Below are 25,428 nucleotides of genomic sequence, written 5' to 3'. Positions count from 1 at the left end.
CAGCCTTTGTTGTTCCCATCAGCCATCGTGACGCGCCCACACTGCTCGCCGTGTCCGCGGGTGTGTCGGATGTGAGAGGGTAACGACAGAGAACACGAATGCACACGGTCCGCGAACCGAGCGAACCGACCGTTGGCACCAGGAACGAGGGTTAATGAATTCACAAGCGCTTCACGAAGCTACCTCGTGGACAGAACGCGAGCAGATCGACTTCTTCGAATCCGTCGAATTCACCGAAATCTTGACCGACGTGGTCCGTCCCATGGGCCTCGACGAAGCCACCGTCACCCTCGCGGAGCTACACCACCGGCCCGGAGCCGGGGTATCGGGGGTCTTCACAGCCACCAACGGCTCAACAAATCTCTATCTTGGGGCTACCGCAGAAGCCCTCAGCTCCGTACCCGCCGGCACCGTACAACTGGACAGCGGACGGGGAACCGTCATCATCTGGTTGCATCCGGCAGACCCGCTGCTGCCGGGTCTGGCGCTGGCCACTACCCCCGAACTCGTCGAAGCGAACTGGGGTAACGGCCAGTCCCTGTCGAAGCTGCAGACCTTGGCCTACCGCCCGCTGCGCCGTGCGGTCCTGCTGGCGCACTTCGATGACGGAGACGACCTGTTTCTCAAGGTCCTGCGCAAGGACGCACAGCTTCTCTACGACAAGCACCTGACACTACTGCGTGCTGGAATCCCGGCATCTCGACCCGCTGGGCCGCCGGTGCAGGGCGTTGTGGCTTTTCATCGGGCTAACGGGGTGCCGCTGGCCGAAGACCTGATGGCAGCAGCCGACCTGTCGTTAGACCCGCAACACATCATCGAGCTCCTTGACTCACTACCGGAAGCACTCATGGAATTTCCCGCTCGGCCGGCTTGGTCCGACCGCATGGATTGGTACGGCCATGCTGCGCAAACCGCCGTGCCCGATCAGGCGGCGCGCATCGGTGCCCTGAGCCAAGAACTGGCCATGGTCCTAAAAACCGCAAACCGCGGGAAATTAGTGCCCAGCCATGGGGACTTTTATGAGGCCAATATCTTTGTCACGAGCGGACAGATTTCGGGGCTCTTGGACATCGACTCAGCAGGTCCCGGCTATCTCGTTGATGATCTGGCCTGCTTCCTCGGTCATCTGGCGGTGCTGCCCAGCTTGGACGCGCGATACAAGCGGGTGGACGATTACCTGGAGCGCTATGCCCAATTCTTTGGGCGGGAGCTGGAATCACGTGGCGTAGCAGCGCAGGGGTTGTATGCCCGGGCGGGGTGCGTGGTCTTGTCCCTCGTGGCAGGCGCCCGTGATGAAACGAATCCCGACTGGCACGACGTAGCCATGGATCGCTTGAAACTAGCCGAGGAATTCTTGGTTCGGGCCAGCTAGCGAGAAAGATGAGAAGCTTCTCATTCGGCTCTCCCTTTCACCTCATCTTCATTGGCCATGATGGAAACATCATAAGAACATCGCCACGAATGAAGGGTTAGACACCATGAAGAAGTCACGCACATTTTGGTCCATTACCGGAGCGCTGGGCGTAGTTGCCATCGGAGCCGGTGCCGCCGTCGCCCAGCCAGCTGTTCCCGTCAAAGAGTCGGTGGTTGTCCAAGAGCAGTCAATACAGCAGAATTCCTCGGCCTCAGGACAAATGACCGCCGCGGCGGAAACTTCTGCACCGTCGGCCGTGTCTGCGAAATCAGCGACGTCTCCGGTGTCGGCCCAGACTGCGGTGTCGCCCGTTTCTGCAAAGTCAGCAGTTTCGCCGGTGTCGCCCGTTTCTGCACAGTCACCTGTTTCGCCGGTGTCGCCCGTTTCTGCACAGTCACCTGTTTCGCCGGTATCAGCCCCGTCTGCAGCAAGCGCTGCATAGCGACTAGAGGCAAGGACGTACACGCCAAAGGTGAGCAGCGGACTCCGGCCTGACGCGTGTGATCGGATGGCCCGGAACTATTTAGCGGATTGCCGAGCATGCCAAAGGGTAGGGTGACTGCATGAGCTACGCCTTGATAATAATCGTTGGGCTGTCCGTTGGCATGCTCTGGGTTAGCACTCAGATCCCCAAATTCCGCTTAGTGCCGATGATCGCAGCAACGGTGGTTATGCTGGCGTGCATCTACTTCATCAACCTTATTCCTGCACTGAATTCAAACCAGTCGACGTTGTTTGGAATTTCAGGGATTACCGGCGCGCTCGTAGCTCCAGGAATTTTATGGAAAGGGCATCCACTACTTGAAGGTCTTGGCTTCTTTGAGCGGCTGAAATACTCCTCAAGAAACACGCAAATGTTGCGTGAAAGCCTTGACGATCGGGCTCCGCAAGATTGACTAATTTGTCATCGATCTGCCGTTTGCGCAAGACATCATTCTCGAGATAATTCAATTGCTGGCACGATGACCCAACAACCATATTTGGTCGTCGCGGTCGCTATTTTGGGATGATACGTCGGTGGTCAGGGGATCATGCCATCGGGATGAGGAGCCTTTTTAGGAGGGGTCCTCGAAACGATAACCCATACCCCGAACTGTGGTGAACCATTCTGCGCCCAATTTGTTGCGCAGATAGCGCACGTAAACGTCCACGACGTTTGATCCGGGGTCAAAGTCGTAGCCCCACACACGGGAGAGCAGCTGCTCACGGCTGAGGACTTGGCCCGGGTTCCGCATGAATGCCTCGGCCAGACCGAATTCCCTGGCGGAGAGGTCAATCTCATGACCGTTCAAGCGGGTGCGGCGGCTGCCACAATCAAGTTCCAGTGGTCCCACTCGTATCACTTGGTCTTCCATGGCAGTGGCCTGCGGACGTAACCGCAGGCGGACCCTGGCCAAGAGTTCTTCGAAGCGGAATGGCTTAGCCATGTAGTCATCCGCTCCACCTTCGAGCCCAGCCACGGTGTCCTCGATGCTCGAACGGGCAGTCAGGATGATGACAGGGGTGTCAACGTTGGTGCTTCGAATGCGTGACAGGACGGAGAATCCGTCCTCGTCGGGCAGCCCGATATCAAGGATGATAAGTTCGAAGTCGCCAATTTGGGCTAGATAGCCACCCTCCTTGCCCGTGTCGGCCACTGTCGGTATATAGCCGGCAGCCTTGAGTCCCTTGGCAACAAAGGAGCTAATCCGACTTTCGTCCTCAATGATCAGTATTCGGCTCATCTTCTTCTTTCTGCGGTGTTGTGGGGATCTCTATGACGAATGTTGAACCGATGCCGACATCGGAGCTGACCCCAACGGTTCCACGGTGAGCTTCGGCAATGGCCGAGACAATGTTCAAACCCAGGCCGGAACCTTCGGTTCGTTTGGAATTCTGACCGCGCCCGAACCGTTCGAAGATGCGATCTTGGTCGGATGCATCTATGCCGATTCCCTCGTCGCGTACCCAGAAACGCAGTACCGATCCGTTGTGCTGCTCGGTGGCGATGTTAGTTCCGAAGGTAATTGTGGACCCGACGGCGGAGAATTTCACCGCGTTGGAACACAGCTGAAGCATCGCTTGGGTGATGCGCTGGGCATCAAGATCGGCGGTGGCTTCCACCCTGTTTCCGATGCGCCAATTGCGCTGACCAAGCGTCCGGGCCTTGTCCAGTAAGTCATCGAGCAGGGTTCCGACATTGGTGGGTGCGAGCTGGACAAAGCCGTCGCTGTTGGAGGTGGCGAGGGTGACCAGATCATTGATGAGGAAAGACATTCTGTCCAGTTCCGCCATCGCGATCTCACGTGCCTGGCCAACATCATGGGGGTCATTAACATCCATCAGTTCTAAATGACCCTGGATCACGGTGACGGGTGTTCGGAGCTCGTGGCCAACATCGTCCAGGAGCTGGCGTTTGGACATCATCGCGTTTTGAACGCGGTCCAGCATGGCGTTGACGGTGATCGTGAGCTCAGCCAAATCATCCCGGCCAACCACTTCGATGCGTTGGGACAGATCGGATTCGGAGATCTGCCGGGCGGTGTCGCGCAATAGCGTAACGGGGCGCAAGAGGCGGCCAACCAGTAGCCAGCCGACGGCTCCGGCTCCCAGCAGAATGACGAGCCCGACCAGCAGGTACATCATGAAGCCCTGATTCAAAGCGCGCTTTTCGGCCGTGTAATCGTAGGCAAAGAACAAGTGTGGAGTCGATTGATCGCGTTCAAGGGATAGCGGAATGCTCACCACCCGATAGATGGATTGACTGGTCGGCACCGTCTGAAGCATCACGCGGTCGGTTGGGGCCTGATGCACTGCCCAGTCGATGAACCCCGGGTCATTTTCCGGACGCATCTTCACAATCTCGGGGGCTGTCCAGCGCACCGAACCGTTAAGCAGACTCAGCATTCCCTCATTTTTCGCGGGCAAGGTCTGTTGCATTGCGGCATACAGGAGTGCCTCGGCCGTGAGCGGTTCGACGGTTGTCGCCATCTGGCTGCTTCGATCGGTCAAGACCTGGAATTCTTGCACGCTGCGCTTGAGTGAGTCGTCAATACGAGCATCCATGGAGCTAACCTGCAAGAGGTAGACCACCGTTCCGGTGACGGCGAAGGCCAGCGTGATTAACCCGAGCATGCCGGCCAAAACACGGGCGCGCACAGAGAATCCGCGGCGCGGGGTCCGTACCTTTTTATCTGTAGCGGACAGCAACTTAACGGGATTCTTGAGGCTAATCATCAGCGTCATCCCCGTCGTCATCGTCATCGCCGTCATCGTCATCATCGTCGTCCGCGTCGGAGGGCGGAAGCGGTTTTACCGGTGCCCGCTTGGTCGGCAAGGGTGTGGACTTCGGCTTGGAAGTGGTCTGAGGCGCGGGGGTGGACTGTGGCTTCGAGGTGGTCTCGGGCGCGGCGGAGGTTGAGGGAGCGGCTGAGCTGCTCGACGGTGATGGGCTGGGCTTAGTCGATGAGGGCGAGGCCGTGGTCGGCAAAGGCGTTGGGCTGGCCGTAGCCGTGCCAGGCTCGAGCGTGATCGCGGGCCCCAGATTTACCGACGGCGGATTGGATAATTCGGAGGATACCCAAAAGGCGGTAAACCCCAACACCAAAAGGGCAGCCAATCCGGCCGCCCACTTGCCCCATCTTCCCAATCCCATGACAACCAGTATTGCCGATATTGATGAGACCCACATGAGAAGCCAAGTTCTGGGGTGCGGGCAGACCAAGAGGCCCAGATCATCGAGCAATTTATCGAGGGCGGGAAGACGCCGAATCTCCGATCAGGAGCATCGTGAGAGAAAAACGCGGAGGCCCACCTCACCCAGCCCGCTTTCAATGAAATCGGTGGGGGAGGTGGGCCTCCGCGAAAGGAGCGCAGCTGGCCTAATAGGCCTTGACGCGCTGTTCCACGATCAGGTGGATGAGCGCGAACTGGCCCTTCTCATCAATGGCTTCGAGGGCTGCCTGCAGTGCTGCCGGGACGTCGCTGTCTTTCTCGACGCGCACGCCGAATCCGCCAAAGGCCTGGGCCATCAGGGCGAAGTCGGGGTTCTTAAGCTGAGTGCCGGAAACACGATCGGGGTAGTGGCGTTCCTGGTGAGTACGGATGGTTCCGTACTCCTGGTTGTCCATCACGATGACCAGCGGGGTGGCACCATACTGCGCCGCGGTGGCCAATTCCTGGCCGTTCATGAGGAACTCGCCATCGCCGGCAATCGTGACCACGCGGCGGCCCGGGAAGTTCAGTGAAGCGGCAATGGCCGAGGGCACCGAGTAACCCATGGAACCGTTACGTGCAGAAATCATGGCCGCGTAGACCTCGGTGGGGAAGTAGCGGTGCGCCCAGTTCGTGTGCTCGCCGGCACCCAAGGTGATCATGGCGTCGTGCGGCAGGCCGGCCACTAGGTTGGCCATCATGGTGTCCATGCGTGCCTGGCCATCGGTGGGAGTGGCGGAGGGCAAAACGGCAAACTTTTCCTGCTCGCCGCGCATGCGATCGGTGAAGGACTTCCATTCCGGCTTGTCAGCCAGGTCCATCATGACCAGATCACGCACGAAGACGTCGGGCTTGGAAACGATCTGGTGTGAAACCGGGCCCGAACGACCGCGCAGGGACGGGTCGATGGTGACTAGGAAGTTCTTCTTAGTCCAGTCCTGGCGGACAAGGAATCCATCGGTGATAACGTCGCCCGGGACGGTGCCCACGAAGACCAACAGGTCGGTTTCCTCGAGCAGGTCATAGGTGGGCTTCGGGCGGCCATAGCCGATCGGGCCAACATAGGACGGGGAGCTGAAGGGGATGGTTCCTTCGCAACGCCACTCGACGGCTGCGGGCAAGTGGTGCTCTTCGAGCCACGAGGTCAGAGCGGTGGTGCCTTCCTGGGTCCAGTCGTTGCCACCCAGAACAAACAGCGGCTTGGTGGATTCTTCCAGGGCTGCCTTGAGCTGCTTCCAGTCGGTAACCGTCATGCCGCCGGTGGCCACCGGGATGACCGGGTGCAAGGCGGGGTCGACCATTTCGCGAATAATGTCTTCGGGGAGGCCAACAACGACGGGGCCCGGGCGACCGCTCATGGCGGCGAACATCGCTTCGGCAACAATCTCCGAGGCGCGTTCCGGGTGGTCAAGGACCATCACGCGCTTGGCGCCGGTATCAAACCAGCCCTTGATGTCGAATTCCTGGAAGGCCTCGCGGTCACGGTGGGCGAAGGGGATCAGGCCGACAAAGAGCACCATCGGCGTCGAGTCCTGCCATGCGGTGTGCAGACCTACGTGGGCGTTGGCCGCGCCGGGTCCGCGGGTCACCATGGCGATGCCGGGGCGCTGGTGCATCTTGCCGTCTGCCTCGGCCATGTAGGCGGCCCCGCCCTCGTGGCGGCAGACGATGGTTTCGATGGGGGACTGGTGCAGCCCATCGAGAACCTCGAGGTAGCTTTCACCCGGAATGACATAGGTGCGTTCCACACCGTGGGCCACCAGGGTGTCCACAATGATGTGACCAGCTGATTTATTGGCCGTGTTCTGGGCGTCGGTCTGTACTTCTAGCGTTTGGGCGCTCATGGCGTGTGCTCCTTGCTGTCTCCGTGGAGTGCGGGACAAGTGTTGCAGTGGGCGGTACTACGTTGTGCCGCACACTGTCGAACGAATTCTCAAGTTTCAGCAAATGTACATGATGCGCGCCACAAGCCTGCATTATGGGACGAAACGCTTCTGTCATATTGGGTCGTTGATCACAATGACTTGTTTTCATCGCGAAATACCCCGATTTGCTTGCCCGCACCCGGGCATGGTTGCCCCGGTGCGACTTTCAGCAGCGAACACGCCGGGGTGTGGCCTGATTTGTAGCCGGTCGGCGTGGTTGAGCATGAGTGAGGAGGCCGCGGCAAAAATCCCGCGGCTAGGGTGGTTTCATGAGCAAGGAAGAGAAACCCGCAACAGGTGCCCGCTTGCGGCCCTGGACAGACTCGGACGCCGACATTGATGCAGTCATCACCGCCTTTGAGGCTGATGACATGGCTGCCCAGGCCGCAGAACCCATCAATGGTGAGAATGCGGCCAGACGTTGGCTGGCACCCTGGCTCGAACCCGATAGCTCCCACGTGGTGGCCTTTGCCATCGACTGTGGCGGAACGGCATTCGGCCATGTCATGGCCGGTGCCATTGATCGGCGTCATCAAACTGCCTGGATCTCTTATTGGGTCTCACCTCGTGGGCGAGGAAAAGGTCTGGCTTCGGCGGCGCTAGCGACGTTGGCCGAGCATTGCTTCGGGACCTTAGGCCTGCACCGTCTGGAATTGGCTCACCGCACCAACAACCCTGCGTCGGGGAGGGTGGCGCTGACGGCCGGCTTCCTCGTTGAAGGGCTGGAGCGAGAAAAGCTCATGTACCTCAATGAAATGGGGGAGCCCGTGCGCTTTGACGTGCAAACGCTCGCACGACTACGTACCGATCCAGCACCGAAGATCACCGCGCTCGAGATCGTGAACGTGCCAGTGTAGCGACATACAACAAGGGATCCCAGCGCCAAAGGCTGGAGTCCCTAGATTCGACGTTGTGGCCGAGGTTCTTGGCTAAGCGGAGTACGGGCTCGGCGGGTACTTCGCGTCTGCGGCGGCGGTATTATCCGCGCTGCCGGCCACGGGCAGGGAGCGCCAGGAAATCCAACCGTAGATGCCGACCAATGCCTGGAAGACGTTCAGTCCCAGCAGTGCGAGCGCCGGATTGTTGCCGAAGAGCACTGAGACATAAACAATGCCAGCTACGGTGGCAGCCAACCATGCCCAGCGGTATCCGCAGGCGATGCCGATGAAGGCAACCACCAGAGTTGCCTCGGCGATAAACGACATCCAGATCGAAGCGTTTCCGTCGCCGAAGATGAATCCTTCGGTCAGCATGCGGCCCATACGCAGGGCGGTGAAGATGACGACGAGGGCCAGGCCGATCAGCAGCGACTTGATGCTGAATCCTTGGACGAGGACCTTGCGTCCAAACTTCCCCGCCGCATCAAAGCGGGAGAACCGCCAGAGACCAAAGGCCGCAGCGAGCAACGCCGGCACCGCGTAGAAGAGTAATGAGGCTTCGTACTGCAGCGCGATCACCAATGGGCCGGCGAAGATCGCCAGAATCTGGGCCCACCAGCCGAGATCATTGCCTCTGGCCAGTACCACCAGAGCAATGCAGCTGAGCAGGGTCGAAATCGCAAAGAGTGCTACCTGGGTGCCTGAATCGGTCCCGGGTGCCTGAGAAAAAAGATTGTAAAAAATTACGTCCACGAAGAATGACTGCCTATTCACAAAGAAAAACGGTGGGGGTGCGTTGTGCTGCCTCAGCTACTGATCGTAGCGCGACTTGCTGAGACGTACCCTATTTCGTGTTCCTGTGTAAGCCATCGAACATCATGGTGATGGCGTGCTCTTCGACCTGTTCGGCCGTGACGTTTCCATCTTCTCTGAACCACTCGACCAGCGAGTTGATGGTGCCAAAGAGCAGGCGCGTGGTGGTGCGTGCGTCGATGTCGCTTCGCAGGGAGCCCTCTTGCTGGGCCTCGACCACAAGATCCGATACCCGGCGGTCCACCGCGCGGCGACGTTCCAGGGCGTCACGTTCAATCTCGGTATTGCCACGCAGTCGAAGCAGCAGCGTCACGTACCTCTGGCGCTTAACGAGGACCTGAATCGTGGAGCGGAGGAAGAACTTCAGGCGCTCCTCCGCGGTGCCAACGGTGGCGCGCTCGTCCTCGGCGATGGCCTCTAAGGGAATCAACGCCTCATCGAGGGCCAAGCGCAGCAGATCACCCTTGGAGGGAACGTGGTGGTAGATAGCGGACTTGCTGATGCCTAGGCTCTCCGCGAGCTTGCCCATCGAGGTGGCATCAAAGCCATGCTTGTTGAATAGCTCCACGGCGATAGAGAGCACGGAGTCCTGGTCGTATCCGGGACGTCCCCGCTTGGTCGGTGAAGAGTTATTAACGCTGACAGTCATAATTGCTCATTCTCTCACGATCGGTCGGTCGGAAAATGGCGATGGGTGAGAAACCAAGGGGCGGGAAACGGTGACCCATCTCCCGCCCGCCCATGTTGGTGTCCGCTGCGCTACTTATTGCGCAGATCGTAGATGCGGCGCAGCTTGCCCGAGGACCGCGCGAGTGTGCCCGGCTCCACGATGTCGATGGCGCAGGAGGAACCCACATGGATCTTGATTTGAGCGGCAAGTTCCTTGGCCGCTGCCTGGGCCCGCTCGGTGCTGCATTCCTCGCGACGCTCGATGCGCACGGCAAGTTGGTCCATGCGCCCGGGGCGGGTGATCTCCAACTGGAAGTGCGGGGAGAGGCCGTCAATCCGCAGGGCGATCTCTTCGATCTGCGAGGGGAAGAGATTGACCCCGCGCAGGATTATCATGTCGTCGCTGCGCCCGGTGATGCGTCCCATGCGGCGATGGCCAGGACGTGCGGAGCCGGGCAGCAACCGCGTGAGGTCGTGGGTGCGGTAGCGGATGATCGGCAGCGCTTGCTTGGTGAGCGAGGTGAAGACCAGCTCACCGTGCTCCCCGTCGCCCAGGACCTTGGTCGGGTCAAAGGCGTCAATGATCTCCGGGCGGAAGTGATCCTCCCAGATGTGGCTGCCGTCCTTGGTTTGATTTGATTCCCCGGCAACGCCAGGGCCCATCACTTCGGATAATCCGTAGATGTCGCAGGCGTCGATGTTGAACATGACCTCGAGTTCGTGACGCATTTCCTGCGTCCAGGGTTCGGCGCCAAGTACGGCGGTCTTCAACGAGGTTTTACGTGGATCTAGTCCGGCGCGCTTCATCGCATCACCGATCGTCAGCAGATAGGTCGGGGTGCACAAGATGGCGTCGGGTTCGAAGTCCTGGATGAGCGTGATTTGTTTCTCGGTCTGTCCGCCGGACATCGGGATCACCGTGGTGCCAAGGCGTTCGGCCGCAGCGTGGGCCCCCAGACCGCCGGTGAACAGGCCATAGCCGTAGGCGTTGTGAACCTTCCATCCGGGCTTAACGCCGGCGATGCGCAGGCAGCGAGCGCCCAACTTGGCCCAGTCATCCAAATCCTGTTGGGTGTATCCGACCACCGTGGCTCGCCCCGTGGTGCCGGAGGAGGCGTGAATGCGGGCTACCTCGTGCTGTGGGACGGCAAACATGCCAAACGGGTAGGTCTTGCGCAGGTCTTCTTTTTCGGTAAAGGGGAACTTGGCAAGGTCGGCCAGTTCCTTCAAATCGCTCGGGTGCACGCCGGCGGTGTCGTACTTTTCCTTGTACAACGGAACGCGGTCGTAGGCATAGGCCAGCGTGTCCTGCAGGCGAGTGAGCTGGATCGATTCGATCTGATCGCGGCTCATGGTTTCTTCGGGATCTAACGGGTTAGGCAGTTCGATCCGAGCGGATGGCTGGTTCATCATGTGACCTTACGTGCGAGGTGGGGAGGGGAAGAGTTTAAAGTTTTGGCGCGGCTGCGGAGGGCTTGGGAATGGTGCGGGAACGGCCGCGGAATTCTGCCAGCACCTCGTCGTCGGCCTCAGGGACGCTTTGTAGGACCTGGATGTCATAGATGCCGCTGCGTCCGGTTTGTTGGCGACGTTCTGCCACGGCGGTGAGTGTGCGGCCCGGGATCCCGGGCTTGAGGAAGTTGATATCAACGCCGGAAGCCACGGTGATGGTGTCGGTCGAGCCGAGGTGCGAGTTGCAGGCCATGGCGAAGGCGGTATCGGCGAGGGCAAAGATCATCCCGCCGTGGGCGATCCCGAATCCGTTAAGCATTTCGGGGCGCAACGTCATGGAGATGGTGGCCCGTCCCTCGGAAACCTTCAGCACCTCGATGCCCAACCATTTGGCTGCATTGTCGTTACGCAGGATGGGATGAATCAGCTGTGCATCGATGCCAGTGTCGCTCATGGAAGACCTCTCATTTATTTACCGAACGATCATTAGGTAATCCTGAAATGTGAGATAAGTCAAGACGAAGGATCCACAATGCCGAATTTTCGGGGAACAAGACGTGACTTACTTTCTCCGCACAGCACGGAGTGTCCAATCCCGATCCTTGGTTGTGACCGTCGGAATCGAGCTCACCGGTCGGGACGAAAGTCCCTACCGGCGAGCAGTCCGCGGCGGCAGACTGAAACTAGCGAAGCACATCGTGAAATTCAAAGGGGCTGAAACCAATGCGTGGTTGGAGACGTTGGGAAGATTGGACAGTGGTGGTTGTTGGCTTGATCATGGCGTTAACACCACTATGGTCGACCGCCATGGGGGATTCGGTGCCGATGCTCATCACCGCCGGTGCCTTGCTATTTGTGGTCGGGATGATCAACCTCGCCGGACCCAACCTCTATGGCATAGAAATTGGGCAACTCTTGGCGGCGGGCATCGCGATTATGCTGCCGTGGCTGGGCAATTTTGCCGGATCCAATATCCCCGCAATGACGGCTTGGATTGGGGGCGGCATTGCCGTGATAGCTACCGTGTTGGCTATGAAGCCGAGTGTCGATGCCTCGCATCGGTTGGCGCGCCAGTAACGATAGATCCGGAGAAAAATGAGGTTCCCAGCGGAGCCGGTGAGCTTTGGTGGGGACCGGCCCGTGCCGCAACTTCGCCGGTGGTTAGGCTTCGCTCGAGTCATTCCGAAGGATCCGTTGGTAGAGCTCGCGGATAAACGGTTCCTTGTCTCGGTTATAGTCCATCACCAGTCCCATCCCGCCGCCACTCTCATTAATGAGTGCGGCACTGGCAAGCTTGATACGCGCATAGGCCTCGCGGTCGGTTTCATGGGTAGTTAACCAATCGCGGAACAATCGCATCCTGGAAGTCTCTGGGGATCCGATAGCAAAAATATGAATGTTCGCCGCCTGCTCACCGGGCCCGGCAACAAACAATCGGTGACCATACCAACCAGATTCACGCAGCCGGAAGATGAAGCCAGCGGCGATCAACGCGTCAACGTAGTCGGCCTCGGACTCGGGGTCCGCGACGCTGAGCACTACATCGATCACCGGCTTGGCCGGCAATCCCGGCACCGAGGTAGACCCCAGATGTTCAATGGCTAGTGCCCGCGGCCCCAGTGCTTGGCCGATGCGTTCGGCGAGCGCGGCAAAGTCCTGCGGCCAGGAAGCCGATGGGGGATGCACCAATACCGGCGCCGGCGCCGGTTCCCCATGGATCCACTCCACGGGGCCGTCATCTGTCAGCGGGTGACGTAGCAGGGGAAGGTGGGGCAGTACGCAGAGGTAGCGGCGGCGAGCTGACCAGCGGGGATCGGATGTCGAATCGCTGATCTGGAAGCCGGTGGCCCGGTAGAAGCCGATGGCGTCGTCGTCGGTGCGGGCGAGGACCATGGCTGCTTCGTTCTCTTGGATCCGGCGCACTAGGGCGGTGGCCACCCCGTGGTGCCGCACTTGCGGGGCCACGGCGAGGTACTCGATTTCCACCGTGAAGGCATTGATCCGCCGGTACACGGCCAGCGCGGAGGGTTCTCCCGCCGTATCGAGTACCACGAGCAGGTCCCAGTCCTTGATCTCGTCGAGAAGAGCGTCGAGGTCAGCGCCGGTGGCATCCGAAGCCGCGGTGAGCAATGCCCGGAACGCGGGGTTCGTGGTGAACCCCGCGCTTCGGGCGCGGCTGATGTGCGGTGTGCTCATGCGCCTTCGGAGTTCAGACCCAAGGTGTCAAGAGCGAAGGCGTAGTCCCAAGCGCGAGTCTTCCAGCCTTCATAGCGTCCCGAGGCACCGCCGTGCCCGCCATCCATCTCGATCTTCATCACGATGGGGGCGGTGCCGGTGGTTTCCTCGCGCAGTTTTGCTACCCATTTTGCCGGCTCGACGTAGAGCACGCGGGTGTCGTTCAGCGAGGTGACGGCGGCAATCTTCGGGTACGGCAGGGCGGCCACGTTCTCATACGGGCTATAGGACTTCATGTAGGCGTAAACGTCCGCATCTTCGATGGGATTGCCCCATTCCTCCCACTCTAGGGCGGAGAGTGGCAGCTCCGGATCCAGAATGGAGGTCAGTGCGTCAACAAAGGGGACCTGGGCGATGATCCCGGAGTAGAGCTGTGGGGCGAGGTTAGCGATCGCGCCCATCAACAGTCCGCCGGCCGATCCGCCCAGGGCAACAATGCGCGCTGGATCGGCCCAACCGGAATCGATGAGGTAGGTGGTGGCGTCGACAAAGTCGGTGAACGTGTTTTTCTTGGTCAGTTTTTTGCCATCCAGGTACCAGGCGCGGCCGAGCTCGCCGCCACCGCGTACGTGGGCGATGACAAAGACGACGCCACGGTCCAACAGGGACAACCGCGGGATGCCGAAGCCCGGATCCATCGATGCCTCGTAGCTGCCGTATCCGTAAATCAGCACCGGCTGTGGCGTTGTTTTGGTGACATCCTTGCGGCGCAGGATGGTGAGCGGAATCTTGGTGCCGTCGGACGCACTGGCCCATTCGCGGGTCGCGAGGTAATTGCTCGGATCGTAGTCATTCACCTGGGTCTGCTTGCGCAGGGTCAGCGTTCCGTCGGCCAGCGTGTAGTCATACACTCGCGCCGGGGTGAAGTCGGAGGTGTAGGACAGGCGGATCATCGGCGCATCAAGTTCGGCGTTGGCCAGACCGGCGGTGTAGAGCTCCTCGTCGAAGGAGGGTTCCACCGGTTCTTGCTGCTCCGGGGTGCCCAGATTCGCCAAGGGGAGGATCGCGATGCGTTCGGTGGTGTCCTTGCGGACGGCGATGATCAGGTGGGTGGCGGTGGATGCGGTGCCCTCCACCTTGACGGTGTCCCGATGTTCAATCACCGTGTCCCAGCGCTGCTGCGCATAGGGCAGAGTCAGTTGGTCGGCGCGCAGCAGCGAGACCATGTTGTTCAGCGCATCGCGGTCATGGGTAATGACGTAGCAGCGCTCGGCATTCAGGGTCACCGGATCCACGGTGTGCAGGATCTTGTGCTCACGCGAAATGAGCATGACGGGTTGGGCCGACTCGTTGAGCAAATCGAGGGTCAGTGTCTCGGAATATTCGGAGTTACCGATCGAAATCAGCAGCTCCGTGCGGTCGGCCGAGAGGTCAAAGCCCAGCCACATGCCCGGGTCATCTTCCTGATAGATCACGGTGTCGGTGTCCGGATCGGTGCCCAAGGTGTGGGCCTTGATCTGGTGGGGGCGCCAGGAGTCATCCACCACGGTGTAGTAGACGCGCGTCCCGTCGGGGGAGAACACCAAACCATAGAACACATTTTCGATTACGTCGGTCAGCAGTTCATCGGTGGTCAGGTTCTTGATGCGCAGGGTAAAACGCTCATCCCCGGCATTGTCCTGTGCATAGGCCAGCAGCGTGCCGTCTTCGCTCACGGCCATGCCGCCCAGTGAGAAGAAGGGTTTGCCCGCTGCCTCTTTGTTTCCATCAAGGAGCACCTGTTCGCCCTCGATCTCGATTCCGGCCTCAATGGCCGGTGGGGTCCAGTCCACTTCTAGATCACCGGTATCGGTGGCGGCGACGCGGCATTGGATGGCGTATTGCGAGCCTTCGGCGGTGCGGGTGAAGTACCACCAGCCGCGCTTACGGGCGGGAACCGAAAGATCGGTTTCTACGGTGCGAGCCTTGATCTCGTCAAAGATCGCCTCGCGCAGGGGAGCCTGATCGGCCGTCACCGCCTCGGCGTAGGCGTTCTCCGCCTCAAGATGCGCAACGACCGTGGGGTCTTCCTTTTCACGCAACCATTCGTAGTCATCTCTGAAGGTATCCCCATGGTGAGTCCTGAGGGTAGGAATCTTGGGGGTCTGCGGGGCAGCGGGTACGGAATCGACGTGGCTCATGGTTCCATTCAATCGGACAACTACGCGAATGCGCCCATGGCTTCGCCCAACGCGGACAACATCATGTGGCGCGGGGCCGCGTCTGGGCTCCCAACGCAGCAAGGCGGCCCTCCGGAGTATTTCGGAGAGACCGCCGTGCTGAGCTGGGGTGTGCGGGTAATACCTGGGAGGGGAGCTTAGCGCTGCGGGGTCAGCGTCTTGGTGTACTGCTCGGCTCCATTGGCGTTGATCAGCTTCACGGTGAACTCCGATCCATCCCCGGCAACATCAACATGACCAAAGTACTGGTGATCACCGGAGCGCGGGGAACCCAGCGGGGGACCTGCCTGCTGGAACTCGACCCTGGGGCCGAATGTGCCATCCAGCGTATTAGGGCCGAAGGAACCTGCATTGATGGGACCTGCAACAAATTCCCAGAACGGATTGAAGTCCGTGAAGGCTGCCCGCTCCGGGGAGTAGTGATGGGCAGCGCAGTAGTGCACGTCTCCGGTCAGGAAGACCACGTTCTTGATCCCGTACTTCTTGATCGCAGCGAGCAATCGAGCCAGTTCCAGCTCCCTACCCAGCGGGGCACCGTTCTCCGCGTTGGAGATCGACTCTTGTGCCTGCCCATCGGGGACAATCAGCCCTAGTGGCAGGTCATTACCGATGACCTTCCACGTGGCATCCGAGGTGCGCAGCGAGGAAATGAGCCAGTCCAACTGTTCCTCACCGAGCAGCGCCGTCTCCGTGGCCTCCAATCCTGCGGTGTTCTTCCCCTTGTATGAGCGCATGTCCAAGGCAAAAACGTCCAGATGCGGGCCGCGCTTGATCTGACGGTAGATGCGTGCGGCTTCAAAGCCCGTGCCCGGGCGCAGGGCACGCGCATCGGCAATGGGCATATATTCCTGCCAGGCCTGCCGACCGCGGGCAGCAAGCGTATCCACCTCACGCACTGTATAACGGGGGTCCTCAATAATTTCCCCGGGGTACCAGTTATTCACCGTCTCGTGGTCATCCCATTGCGCAATGACCGGTACCTGCGCATACATGGCACGCAAATTAACATCCATCATGTTGTAGCGATGGCGCCCACGGTATTCGTTGAGCGTTTCTGCCACCTTGGAGACTTCCTCGGTCATCACGTTGTGCCAGATATTGCCATCGGGCTCGCGCATTTCCGCCGACATGGGCCCATCGGCGTAGATGGTGTCACCCGAATGGATGAAGAAGTCGGGCTTGGTGGCTGCCATAGCGGCGGTAACCGCGCATCCCACCGATTTCCTCATTAATACCGTACCCCTGGCCCGCGGTATCGGCGGTCCAGACAAAACTCTGTGCCGCTGACTCTTGTTTCCGTCCCTTGCCCTGCGCTGGGGCGGTGATGAAGGAACCCAGGCCACTTTCCCCACGACGACCGGATTCGTCCTCAAAGAACAGCTCCATCTCAAAGCGAGTTCCCGCAGGCAAACCGCGCGCGTTGATCTTGGCGGTGAAGTCGGTTCCTGCGTGTGCTTGGGAACCCGAGAGCTTCACCGTGCGGGCAAATCGGCCTTTGAGCGGATTGCCCTGTTGATCGGCTGCACGCAGGATGGCGTGCAGGCGGCCCTGACCAGAGGCCCGAGACCACAGCACGGCGGAGTTAGTGGAAACATCCCCGGTGGAGATGCCCGAGGGCAACGTCAGGCGCCGGGAAATCAGTGAGCCGGCGCCCGATTGCGGAGCGGCGAATGCTGCGGGCACCGAGAATGAGGTGGCGGCGAGGGCAGAGAAAGCTGCAGCACCCTTGAGCAGGGTCCGGCGTGAGGTGGGAGTATCCATAATCCGAGCAAACCCCATCTCGGCGACCAGAAATCAACGGCCCGGTGAACACCAGCCCCCGCGATCCTTGCCCCAGCACCAATTGATCTCCGCGCCTAGGCGATGCTGCCCACCGATTAGTTCACCGCGCTCGAGCTACCCCTCCATGACTGGGCAGCCGGGATAGGCACGGGATAACCACGGCTCGCGCTCGCCGGATGTGCAGACACGCTACCGGTGAATAGGGCAAACGCCGGTGAGGATCCAAGGTCTTTGAAGTGCCGCGGTCCGCGCTCCGGCAACCCCGAGATCTTCGGTCGGTTGGTGTTGTGTGGGGCAGCCATTAGGGGGCTTCTCAGCCCCTGTTGGGGTCATGGATCGGGTGTACCAAGCGCTGTGAGCTATCAGGAGGTTGGAGGTGGATTCAGCCCTGCGATAAGGTCTCTAAGCGATAGCGCATGATCTGCCATGTCAGATGCTATCGCCGCCACGCCTGAGCCTCTAGGCTATGAAGCGTTGTAACACCGCCACAGGACGTGGGCGGATCCCACACTAAGGAGATGAACGACCCTTGACAGAGTCCAGAAAGACACGGGCCCCAAGGGCCTTGCTTCGGGCGGTGATTGCCGGGCTGGCTGGTGTGTTTGTGCTGCTCGGCGGCGCGGGCGCCGCAATGGCCCAGCCCTCAGACAGTAACGTCGAAGGCAAAAACTTCGTCATCGGCACAGATACCACCTTCGCTCCCTTCGAGTTCAGGGCTAACGGCGAGCTCGTTGGTATTGATATGGATCTGCTGCAGGCCATCGCCAAGGACCAAGGCTTCAGCGTTGATATCAAGTCTCTGGGGTTCAGCGCGGCACTGGCTGCCCTGAGCTCTAATCAGGTTGACGGTGTCATCGCTGGCATGTCGATCACCGATGATCGCAAAGCCATCTACGATTTCTCCGAACCGTACTTTGAGTCGGGTGTCCAGATGGCCATCGCCAAGACGGATGACTCCATCAAGGGTTATGAGGACCTAGCGGGCAAGACCGTGGTTGCCAAGACCGGCTCGGAAGGTGAAACCTACGCCAAATCGATTGCCGCCAAATACGGCTTCACGGTCAAGTCCCTTGACCAGTCGGCCACCATGGCCGAATCTGTGAAGTCGGGTTCCGCCGTAGCGGTATTCGATGACTACCCGGTGCTCGCCTACGGAGTTTCGCAAAACAACGGGCTGACCACGGTGACCGAGAAGGTTCCGGGCGGTTCATATGGATTCGCCGTGAACAAGGGCCAGAATCCTGCCCTGCTGGCGGCGTTTAATGACGGTCTGGCCAAGCTGAAGGCCAACGGCGAATACGACAAGATTTTAGATAAGTACCTTGCCGATCCGGCTTCTGCTGTCCCGAGCAACTTCTGGGAACGACTGGGCAATTCGATCCCCGCGTTGATGAACGGTCTGGGACACACGATCCTGGTGACGGCAATTTCCTTCGCTGTGGCGATGGTTCTGGGTCTGCTGGCAGGGTTCATGAAACTCTCCAATAACATCGTGGTGCGCGGAATTTCCACCACGTTTGTGAACATCTTCCGTGGCACACCGCTGCTGCTCTGGGCCTTCCTGTTCTACTTCGGTGTTCCGCAGTTGACGGGTCTGCCGATGAGCATCTGGGTAGCTGGCGTGTTGACGCTGTCGCTGAACTCCGGTGCCTATGTAGCGGAGATCGTTCGTGGAGCGATTCAGTCGGTGGATCCCGGACAGCTGGAAGCCTCGCGCTCCCTGGGCCTGGGTTACGGCAAATCCATGCAGAAGGTTGTTGTCCCGCAGGCCTTTAAGATGATGACTCCTTCGCTGATCAACCAGCTGATCATCATGCTCAAGGATTCCTCCTTGCTGCTGGCTATCGGATTCACTGAGCTGCTTTACCAGGGCCAGCAGATCTACGCCGCAAACTTCCGTATCACCGAGACCCTGCTCATCGTGGGCGTCATTTACTTCGTTGCCATCATGGCCTTGACCAAGCTGGCAAACTACGTCGACAGGAGGTTCAACAAGTGAGCGCATCACCAGTTGAAACGAAAAAGCCAGCAAAGATCACCGTCAAGGGGCTGCGCAAGTCCTTCGGAACCAACGAGGTTCTCAAGGGCATTGACGTTGAGATCAGTGAAGGCGAAGTTGTCTGTGTGATCGGTCCCTCGGGTTCCGGCAAGTCCACGCTGCTACGCTGCCTGAACAAGCTCGAGGAAATCTCCGCTGGCCACGTGGTCGTCGACGGCTTTGACGTGACCGATCCGAAGGTTGACATCAACGAAGTTCGTCGCCACGTGGGTATGGTCTTCCAGCACTTCAACCTCTTCCCGCACATGTCGGTGGCGGAGAACATCATGCTGGCTCCCGTCGAGCTGAAGAAGGCTACCAAGGCCGAGGCCCGGGAACAGGCGCTGACGCTCCTTGAGCGCGTCGGTTTGAAGGAGAAGGCCGACGCCCGTCCGGCGTCGCTCTCCGGCGGTCAGAAGCAGCGTGTGGCTATTGCCCGGGCGCTAGCCATGAACCCGGGCATCATGCTCTTTGACGAGGCCACCAGCGCCCTTGACCCGGAAATGGTTGGCGAGGTGCTTCAGGTTATTCGTGACCTGGCGGCCTCGGGCATGACCATGGTTTTGGTGACGCACGAAATGGGCTTCGCCAAGGAAATCGGTGACCGGGTGATCTTCATGGATGGCGGTGTGGTCTGCGAATCCGGCCCGCCGGCCGAGCTGTTTGGCAACCCGCAGCAGGAGCGCACCCAGGAGTTCCTCTCCAAGGTTCTCTAGCGCCACCAGTTATGGCCGCAGCATTGCCGAAGAGAAGGTTTCTTCGGTGATGTTGTGGCCATTTCTCATTGTGCGTGGTGGAGGTGAGGTGGCCATGAAGACAGCGAAGCTATCAACGCTCTTAGGTGAGGTGGAGTGTGGCGCAGGCACTGGTGGTATTAGTTGCCGCTGCGGCGCAATGTCAGACTGAGCAGATGACCGTTAAGCTCATCCCCATTAGTTCCCAACAATTTCCTGTATGGCTCAAACGAAGCTGCCAGGAGTACGAAGCCGATCTTGTGGCTACTGGCGAAACCCCATTTGAAGCGCACCGCCGTGCGCACGAGAGTCTCGAAGCAGCGTTTCCCGAGGACGCACCGACTATGGATAACGCCGTGTTTGATGTCGTAGACGAGGGAGCTAGCGTCGGTTATCTCTGGGTCGGAACCGACAGCTCCGAAGACCCGCGTTCATGGTGGGTCTGGGACATCGTCATAGATGCGCAGCACCGAGGCAAGGGATGGGGCCGGGCAACCATGGATCTAGCGGAGGCCTATGCGCGTTCCCAAGGTGCGAGCACTCTTGGCCTCAGTGTCTTTGGATTTAATCACGCGGCCAAGGGACTCTATGAATCCATGGGCTATGAGACCGTGACGACAAAGATGAAAAAATCTCTCTGACGCAGCACCGGTGTGCAATAGGTGTTTCCACTGTGCGCCGTCGTACTGATTTGAATTGGTGCTCAATCATCGGAGCTGGAAAAGATCTCATAATACGCACGATTGGCTTGTCCCTTACTGCAACTTTTGCTGCGAGTCGGGGTGCTGGCCGGTTCCGTAAGCGACGCCAGATGTGGGATCGCCAATAAGTTGGCTGACGGTGACGAAGTGATATCCCTGGGCGGCTAGGTCGGCCAGAATCTTCGGCATGGCGTCGACGGTTGACTTGTGGATGTCGTGCATCAAGACGATCGAGCCAGGGGTGATTGATTCTGCGGCCTTGATCGTCTTTTTGGTGTTGCGAGTCTTCCAATCCATGGTGTCGACGCTCCACAGTGCCATCGGAGTCTTGAGCGATTCCTTCAGGCTTTCCGGAATCTCACCATACGGTGGGCGAATCAACGTGGGGTTCTCACCCGTGGCCTCCTTGATTGCCGCATCCGCTTTTTGCAGTTCGGTTTCTGCTCTGGACGTGGAAACTTGGCTCAAGCTTTGGTGAGACCAGGTGTGGTTGCCGATTTCATGTCCCTCGGTCAGTTCTTCCTTAGCTATGTGAGGAAACTTTATGACGCTTTTCCCGATGAGGAAAAAGGTGACTTTGGCGTTGTACCGATCAAGTATCGACAGCAGCGATTCGGTGTAAGTGCCCGGTCCATCATCAAAGGTCAGGGCAACGCATTTGACCTGACTGCAGTCGGGGATGGGGTCTTTCTGCTCCGTCGGCGACGCGATGGCTTGATCTGTTACGTTGTCAGGCGAGGCACCTAATGGGTATCCCTGCCACCTTTCGCTCAAGGGGGCAGCGCATCCCGAAACTAGGACAAGGCAGAAGAGCGCGGCAAAAAGGCGAAGCGGTGTGGAGCGGGAAGACATGTCGACAATAGTGCCTGCTTAACCAGCGAAGTTCCTCCATCGAGGTCCTCTTCGACGAAGATGAGGCCGAGTTCTCATTGCCAAAAGATGGCTCGCATGAAGAGCATCGACGAGCACTAAGGAGCAACATCACTTCCTTCGCTTGAAGTTTCAACAAAATATGTGGCATGGTTATTAGGAACCAGCGGACGGGATGATTCCCCGCCGCCGTGCCAGAGCCATTCCCCGGAATCTGGTTGCGACGACATAGCTCTTAAGGAATTCTCATGGACACTGCAGCAAAAAACGCCTCATTACTCACCGCCGCCCAGACAATCCTGCGCGTAGTCATCGGTTTCCTCTTTGCCGCCCACGGCTGGCAGAAGTACTTCCAGTTCACCCTCGACGGCACCGTGGCCGCCTTCGGCCAGATGGGTGTTCCGGCGGCCTCTCTGGTGGCACCGGTAGTGGCAACACTCGAAATCGTTGGTGGTATCGCCCTAATCCTCGGTGTTCTCACCCGCATCTTTGCCGTCCTGCTCACCGCAAACATGCTTGGCGCGCTCTTCCTGGTCCATGCCTCGGCCGGTGTCTTCGTTGAGGTCGGCGGCTTTGAGCTGGTATTGGCTCTGGCCGCCGGTGCTGCAGTTGTTGCACTGCTCGGTGCCGGTCGCCTCTCTGTGGACCGCTTCATTCCGGGCCGCATCGCCGCCTAGTCGCCACAGCGAAACACACAGAACCCCCGTGGTCGCCGGTTGAATCCGGTGACCACGGGGGTTCTGTTAAGTGCCGCGAAGTCCTACTTGGCGTCGATGGGAATCAGTAAATCCTTGACGGCCGGGTCGGTGCGCAGGAATTCCTGAACCGCCGGATCTTGGAAGGCCTTAACAAGGTTCTTCACATTCTCGGTGTCCTGGAATTCGCTGCCGATGGTCAGCTGGCCGGCAAACTCGTCCGGTGCTGCCGGTGCATAAATCTGCTGTTCCAGCGGAACCTTGGCTGCCACGTAGTACTCGGTGTAGCCAACCGTGGCATCCAAGTCAGGAAGGGAGCGGGACTGGGCAGCGAAGTCGAGCAGCTTGAACTTGATGTTCTTCGGGTTTTCGGCGATATCCTTCTGAGTCGACTTCCACTTATCCACGCCGTCGGCCAGCTTGATCAGACCAGCGCGCTCGAGCAACCACAAACCTTGTGCCTCGTTCGCCGGATCCGAGTACAGCGAAATGGTGGCCCCGTTCGGAATTTCCTCAACGGTCTTGTACTTCTCGCTCCAGATGCCAAAGCCCCAGCGGAAGACGGGAACAGCGGCTGTGAGTTTGAAGTCCGGATTGGCCTCGAGAACCTGAGAGAGCCACAATTTGTGCTGGTAAATGGTTCCTGCGACCTCGCCGGTGGATACGGCGCGGTTCAAGGTGGTCGAGTCGGCCAGACCCTTGAAGGCAACCTTGATGCCATATTTCGGGGCGACTTCCTCGGCGACAAAGTTCACCAAGGCCTGCTCGGCGTGGTTGCCTTCGGCAGTGACCACGGTCAGCGTTGCGCCGGCAACATTGTTCGGCGATTTTGTCCCGGAGCCGGCGTTGATGGCCACCGTAGCGATGATGGCAGCCGTCACGGCAACGGCTCCCACGGCCCATGGCCATTTCTTTTTCTTACTGATGGTGAAGCCGTGGTCATCGGGGCTGGGGGCAGTCTTCGTATCGGTGGTGCTCATGAGGGTATGGACCTTTCGAGTGAACGGGTGCGAGTGTCGGTGGTGCGTGGTGCTGGTGAGGTGCGTGGTGAGATGGTGCTGGGATTATTTGCGGCGGCTGAGATGCGGGGTGGCTGCCCGCACCAAGGCATCTCCGGTGAGCTGAACGATCGTGACCATGAGAATCAGCAGGATGACGGTGGCCAGCATGACGGTGTTGTCAAAGCGCTGGTAACCGTAGGTGACGGCGACGTAGCCGATGCCACCGGCGCCGATGGTTCCAGCGATGGCCGAGTACTCGATCATCGCGATGGTATTGATGGTCAGCCCGCCCAGAATCGCTGGAACTGCCTCACCAAGCTGGGCCGTGCGAATGATTTGCAGGGGCGAACCGCCCGAGGCACGCGCCGCGGCGGTGACCGAGAGCGGGACATCGCGCAAACAGTTCTCCACCAACCGAGCGAAGAAGGGGATGCCAGCCAATGACATGGGAACGACTGCTGCCGCAATGCCAATGTTGGTGCCGGTGATGAAGCGGGTGAACGGGACAATCGCCGCCATCAGAACCAGGAACGGCAGTGAGCGGCCGATGTTCACGATCCAGCTGAGCACCGAATAAGTGCCTTGGCGTTCGAAGAGTCCGCCCGGAGCCATATTGTGCAACGCCACGGCGATCGGGGTTCCCACCACGATGACAATGAGCATCACGATGCCGACCATCGCAAGTGTCTCGCCGAGCGCCGGAACCAGAAGTGACGGCAACTCGGCCAGCGCGGTATCGGACAGCGCGTGAACCTGGACTGCCGAGGAAATGTTTATGCCCATTGGAGATCCTCAGTGGCTCGGGTATCGGACGAGTGATCAAGCGCGGCGTTCGCGATTGCGAGTTCCCCCGGGATCGCCCGCAGCCCATGGCGGGCGAAGGCGGCGGTGGCCAGGTGCGCAGGGGCACGGAGTCCGACCGTGGCGTTGCCGGTGCTGGTCCCGTCAATGCTCTGGATGGTGGCGGCCAGCAGGGCTACCGGTTCTCCCAACTCGGCCGAGACCAGCTGGAGCCAATCGCTGGGTACTTTTCGCGAGTCGTAGGTGACATGCCAGAGGCTTGAGCCTGCTTCGGGTTCGGCCGGCGAGAGGTGAGGTTGCAGGGCGCGTCCCAGAGCCGAGTCGTGGTCGGTAAGCAGGTCCACCAACGATCCTTGTTCGGTGATCCGACCGTTTTCCAAACGCGCGGCGGAGTCGGCAACGTGCAGCACCGTATCCATTTCGTGAGTAATGAACACCACCGCCAGATCCAGATCGTCACGTAGCTGGCGCAGTAGCGAGACGACGGATCGGGTGGTTTCGGGGTCGAGGCCCGATGTGGCTTCATCGGAGAGCAAGACTGCCGGTCGCAGGGCTAGTGCCCGGGCAATGCCCACCCGCTGCAGCTGCCCACCGGAGAGCTCAAAGGGGTAATGGTTTGCGCGGTGCGAGAGCCCCACGCGTTCAAGCAGTTCGCCGACCCGCGCCTTGGTTTCTGCCGGGGTGACGCCCAGATACTGCAGCGGTAGGGCGATGTTCTCGGCGGCTGTGCGGCGGGAGAGCAAACTCGCCGACTGAAACACCGTGCCGATGCGGCGTCGGGCTACACGCAATTTGCGTTCGGGTAACTGCGCTAGGTCCTCACCGTTGACGATCACCTGACCCGAGGTCGGGCGTTCCAAGAGGTTGATGCACTGGGCGAGCGTTGATTTGCCCGCGCCCGAGGGGCCGACGATGGCAAGAATTTCGCCGTTTGCGACGTCGACGTCCAAGTTGTCCAAGACGGTGAGGGACTGTTCTCCATGTCCGTAGACCTTGGTGAGGTTCTTCAGGCTGATCATGCGGTCGGCTCTCATGCTGGCGTGGTGCCGTTTGGCACCTTTCGTGTGGCGGCTCCGTGTGGCTCGGAATTCCGGGGGACTTCAATAGTTTGCGGTCGGGGGATAGGGCGCCGCTACGGTGAAGTCACGCCGTGGCATGTGAGGAAATATGACGACATGTTGACCGGTCAATCCATCGTGATCTATTGCGTTTCATGTCGGTTGGGCTGAGACCATCGACATGTTTCTTCATTCTTGATTCGCGGCAGGACAGCACGTGTTACTGCGATCAGGGGAGGGAGCAGCCAAAACCGGAGAGCGAGTGGTTACCGGCCCGCCGGTTACTGTGCACTATCGGTTACGGGCGCTTCCTCGATTCGCCGTGTCCCGTCACGTTGTCGTTGGCTCAAAAATTTTTCCCGCTCGCAAGTCGTAGCGGGCCAATCTCATAGATGGCCACAGGATTGGGTGTTACATAGATGGGGGAACGCCAACAGCCACTTCTTCTGTGTGCGCACTGCATCCGAGCTGGTCGGATTTACCGCCTTGTTCTCGGGAATGGTGTCTGCC

22 protein-coding genes and 1 pseudogene are annotated in these 25,428 nt (G+C 59.6%); 8 read left to right on the top strand and 15 right to left on the bottom strand.

All coding sequences use genetic code 11. The features are described from left to right. Positions 1–154: 154 nt before the first annotated feature. Positions 155–1,372, top strand: coding sequence for a phosphotransferase (locus HED64_RS00330; protein WP_168150181.1), 1,218 nt, complete (start codon positions 155–157; stop codon positions 1,370–1,372). 69 nt (positions 1,373–1,441) lie between these two features. On the opposite strand, the gene HED64_RS00325 is transcribed toward HED64_RS00330, so the two are convergent. Beyond that, positions 1,442–1,879, bottom strand: a complete 438-nt coding sequence (locus tag HED64_RS00325; RefSeq protein ID WP_168150180.1) for a hypothetical protein — start codon at positions 1,877–1,879, stop codon at positions 1,442–1,444. A 98-nt stretch (positions 1,880–1,977) separates the two neighbouring features. Here HED64_RS00325 and HED64_RS00320 point away from each other — a divergent pair, with 98 nt between their 5' ends. Continuing rightward, positions 1,978–2,310, top strand: coding sequence for a hypothetical protein (locus tag HED64_RS00320; RefSeq protein ID WP_168150179.1), 333 nt, complete (start codon positions 1,978–1,980; stop codon positions 2,308–2,310). Positions 2,311–2,469: 159 nt separating this feature from the next. Here the strand turns inward: HED64_RS00320 and HED64_RS00315 are convergent, their stop codons facing one another. The 3 genes from HED64_RS00315 to HED64_RS00305 form a co-directional block, all read right to left on the bottom strand. Then, positions 2,470–3,138, bottom strand: coding sequence for a response regulator transcription factor (locus HED64_RS00315; RefSeq protein WP_168150178.1), 669 nt, complete (start codon positions 3,136–3,138; stop codon positions 2,470–2,472). Next, complete coding sequence (locus HED64_RS00310) at positions 3,116–4,666, bottom strand: sensor histidine kinase (protein ID WP_245325580.1); 1,551 nt, start codon at positions 4,664–4,666, stop codon at positions 3,116–3,118. Before HED64_RS00310 ends, HED64_RS00315 begins: the two co-directional genes overlap by 23 nt. Positions 4,667–5,274: 608 nt before the next feature. Next, positions 5,275–6,951, bottom strand: a complete 1,677-nt coding sequence (locus tag HED64_RS00305; RefSeq protein ID WP_168150177.1) for a thiamine pyrophosphate-dependent enzyme — start codon at positions 6,949–6,951, stop codon at positions 5,275–5,277. Between the two features lie 350 nt (positions 6,952–7,301). On the opposite strand from HED64_RS00305, the gene HED64_RS00300 reads away from it, so the two are divergent. Continuing rightward, positions 7,302–7,889 (top strand): GNAT family N-acetyltransferase, encoded by a 588-nt coding sequence (locus tag HED64_RS00300; protein ID WP_168150176.1) that lies wholly within the window; start codon positions 7,302–7,304, stop codon positions 7,887–7,889. Between the two features lie 72 nt (positions 7,890–7,961). Here HED64_RS00300 and HED64_RS00295 read toward each other — a convergent pair whose 3' ends face one another. The 4 genes from HED64_RS00295 to paaI form a co-directional block, all read right to left on the bottom strand. Further along, positions 7,962–8,663, bottom strand: coding sequence for a nicotinamide mononucleotide transporter (locus HED64_RS00295; protein ID WP_168150175.1), 702 nt, complete (start codon positions 8,661–8,663; stop codon positions 7,962–7,964). A gap of 91 nt (positions 8,664–8,754) precedes the next feature. Then, positions 8,755–9,372 carry a TetR/AcrR family transcriptional regulator gene (locus tag HED64_RS00290; RefSeq protein ID WP_168150174.1) on the bottom strand — a complete coding sequence of 206 codons (618 nt, stop codon included), beginning with the start codon at positions 9,370–9,372 and terminating at the stop codon, positions 8,755–8,757. 110 nt (positions 9,373–9,482) lie between these two features. Continuing rightward, positions 9,483–10,802, bottom strand: a complete 1,320-nt coding sequence (locus HED64_RS00285; RefSeq protein ID WP_168150173.1) for an AMP-binding protein — start codon at positions 10,800–10,802, stop codon at positions 9,483–9,485. Between the two features lie 37 nt (positions 10,803–10,839). Next, the gene (paaI, locus tag HED64_RS00280) at positions 10,840–11,298 is read right to left on the bottom strand and encodes a hydroxyphenylacetyl-CoA thioesterase PaaI (protein WP_168150172.1); all 459 of its coding nucleotides are present in this window, start codon (positions 11,296–11,298) and stop codon (positions 10,840–10,842) included. Between the two features lie 323 nt (positions 11,299–11,621). Here paaI and HED64_RS00275 point away from each other — a divergent pair, with 323 nt between their 5' ends. Then, entirely contained in the window at positions 11,622–11,921 is a 300-nt protein-coding gene (locus HED64_RS00275) for a hypothetical protein (RefSeq protein WP_168150171.1), read from the top strand. A gap of 84 nt (positions 11,922–12,005) precedes the next feature. Here the strand turns inward: HED64_RS00275 and HED64_RS00270 are convergent, their stop codons facing one another. The 3 genes and pseudogenes from HED64_RS00270 to HED64_RS00260 form a co-directional block, all read right to left on the bottom strand. Next, entirely contained in the window at positions 12,006–13,040 is a 1,035-nt protein-coding gene (locus HED64_RS00270) for a GNAT family N-acetyltransferase (RefSeq protein ID WP_245325579.1), read from the bottom strand. Further along, on the bottom strand, positions 13,037–15,199 hold the full coding sequence (locus HED64_RS00265; protein ID WP_168150170.1) for a S9 family peptidase: 2,163 nt from the start codon (positions 15,197–15,199) through the stop codon (positions 13,037–13,039). The genes HED64_RS00270 and HED64_RS00265 overlap by 4 nt, the downstream gene beginning before the upstream one ends. A 176-nt stretch (positions 15,200–15,375) precedes the next feature. Next, positions 15,376–16,999, bottom strand: a pseudogene (locus HED64_RS00260) (alkaline phosphatase D family protein). A 550-nt stretch (positions 17,000–17,549) separates the two neighbouring features. Between HED64_RS00260 and HED64_RS00255 the strand changes: the two are divergent. The 3 genes from HED64_RS00255 (at position 17,550) to HED64_RS00245 (ending at position 20,433) form a co-directional block, all read left to right on the top strand. After that, entirely contained in the window at positions 17,550–19,019 is a 1,470-nt protein-coding gene (locus HED64_RS00255) for an amino acid ABC transporter substrate-binding protein/permease (protein ID WP_425351762.1), read from the top strand. Continuing rightward, positions 19,016–19,774, top strand: a complete 759-nt coding sequence (locus tag HED64_RS00250) for an amino acid ABC transporter ATP-binding protein (RefSeq protein ID WP_132358897.1) — start codon at positions 19,016–19,018, stop codon at positions 19,772–19,774. The genes HED64_RS00255 and HED64_RS00250 overlap by 4 nt, the downstream gene beginning before the upstream one ends. 137 nt (positions 19,775–19,911) lie before the next feature. After that, positions 19,912–20,433, top strand: a complete 522-nt coding sequence (locus HED64_RS00245) for a GNAT family N-acetyltransferase (RefSeq protein ID WP_342590614.1) — start codon at positions 19,912–19,914, stop codon at positions 20,431–20,433. A gap of 114 nt (positions 20,434–20,547) precedes the next feature. Here HED64_RS00245 and HED64_RS00240 read toward each other — a convergent pair whose 3' ends face one another. Next, a complete protein-coding gene (locus HED64_RS00240) occupies positions 20,548–21,267 on the bottom strand; it encodes a polysaccharide deacetylase family protein (protein WP_245325578.1) in 720 nt (239 codons plus the stop codon). Positions 21,268–21,611: 344 nt separating this feature from the next. On the opposite strand from HED64_RS00240, the gene HED64_RS00235 reads away from it, so the two are divergent. Further along, positions 21,612–22,040 carry a DoxX family protein gene (locus HED64_RS00235; RefSeq protein WP_168150168.1) on the top strand — a complete coding sequence of 143 codons (429 nt, stop codon included), beginning with the start codon at positions 21,612–21,614 and terminating at the stop codon, positions 22,038–22,040. A gap of 83 nt (positions 22,041–22,123) precedes the next feature. Here the strand turns inward: HED64_RS00235 and HED64_RS00230 are convergent, their stop codons facing one another. The 3 genes from HED64_RS00230 to HED64_RS00220 all read right to left on the bottom strand — a co-directional run bounded on the left by HED64_RS00230 (position 22,124) and on the right by HED64_RS00220 (position 24,879). Beyond that, on the bottom strand, positions 22,124–23,038 hold the full coding sequence (locus HED64_RS00230; RefSeq protein ID WP_168150167.1) for a MetQ/NlpA family ABC transporter substrate-binding protein: 915 nt from the start codon (positions 23,036–23,038) through the stop codon (positions 22,124–22,126). An 84-nt stretch (positions 23,039–23,122) separates the two neighbouring features. Beyond that, the gene (locus HED64_RS00225) at positions 23,123–23,842 is read right to left on the bottom strand and encodes a methionine ABC transporter permease (protein ID WP_168150166.1); all 720 of its coding nucleotides are present in this window, start codon (positions 23,840–23,842) and stop codon (positions 23,123–23,125) included. Further along, entirely contained in the window at positions 23,833–24,879 is a 1,047-nt protein-coding gene (locus HED64_RS00220) for a methionine ABC transporter ATP-binding protein (RefSeq protein ID WP_168150165.1), read from the bottom strand. Before HED64_RS00220 ends, HED64_RS00225 begins: the two co-directional genes overlap by 10 nt. Positions 24,880–25,428 lie beyond the last annotated feature (549 nt).

Source organism: Paeniglutamicibacter terrestris (genome assembly GCF_012271785.1).
GTDB classification, from domain to species: domain Bacteria; phylum Actinomycetota; class Actinomycetes; order Actinomycetales; family Micrococcaceae; genus Paeniglutamicibacter; species Paeniglutamicibacter terrestris.
Note: the sequence above shows the minus strand (reverse complement) of the source record. Positions and strands in the feature narration are given on the sequence as shown.

Coding starts and splice junctions, on each gene's coding strand:
- HED64_RS00265 (WP_168150170.1), bottom strand. CDS start 15,199: ATGAGCCACGTCGATTCCGTACCCGCTGCCCCGCAGACCCCCAAGATT.
- HED64_RS00225 (WP_168150166.1), bottom strand. CDS start 23,842: ATGGGCATAAACATTTCCTCGGCAGTCCAGGTTCACGCGCTGTCCGAT.
- paaI (WP_168150172.1), bottom strand. CDS start 11,298: ATGAGCGACACTGGCATCGATGCACAGCTGATTCATCCCATCCTGCGT.
- HED64_RS00300 (WP_168150176.1), top strand. CDS start 7,302: ATGAGCAAGGAAGAGAAACCCGCAACAGGTGCCCGCTTGCGGCCCTGG.
- HED64_RS00330 (WP_168150181.1), top strand. CDS start 155: ATGAATTCACAAGCGCTTCACGAAGCTACCTCGTGGACAGAACGCGAG.
- HED64_RS00310 (WP_245325580.1), bottom strand. CDS start 4,666: ATGACGGCGATGACGATGACGACGGGGATGACGCTGATGATTAGCCTC.
- HED64_RS00275 (WP_168150171.1), top strand. CDS start 11,622: ATGGCGTTAACACCACTATGGTCGACCGCCATGGGGGATTCGGTGCCG.
- HED64_RS00315 (WP_168150178.1), bottom strand. CDS start 3,138: ATGAGCCGAATACTGATCATTGAGGACGAAAGTCGGATTAGCTCCTTT.
- HED64_RS00235 (WP_168150168.1), top strand. CDS start 21,612: ATGGACACTGCAGCAAAAAACGCCTCATTACTCACCGCCGCCCAGACA.
- HED64_RS00230 (WP_168150167.1), bottom strand. CDS start 23,038: ATGAGCACCACCGATACGAAGACTGCCCCCAGCCCCGATGACCACGGC.
- HED64_RS00285 (WP_168150173.1), bottom strand. CDS start 10,802: ATGAACCAGCCATCCGCTCGGATCGAACTGCCTAACCCGTTAGATCCC.
- HED64_RS00270 (WP_245325579.1), bottom strand. CDS start 13,040: ATGAGCACACCGCACATCAGCCGCGCCCGAAGCGCGGGGTTCACCACG.
- HED64_RS00305 (WP_168150177.1), bottom strand. CDS start 6,951: ATGAGCGCCCAAACGCTAGAAGTACAGACCGACGCCCAGAACACGGCC.
- HED64_RS00290 (WP_168150174.1), bottom strand. CDS start 9,372: ATGACTGTCAGCGTTAATAACTCTTCACCGACCAAGCGGGGACGTCCC.
- HED64_RS00320 (WP_168150179.1), top strand. CDS start 1,978: ATGAGCTACGCCTTGATAATAATCGTTGGGCTGTCCGTTGGCATGCTC.
- HED64_RS00220 (WP_168150165.1), bottom strand. CDS start 24,879: ATGATCAGCCTGAAGAACCTCACCAAGGTCTACGGACATGGAGAACAG.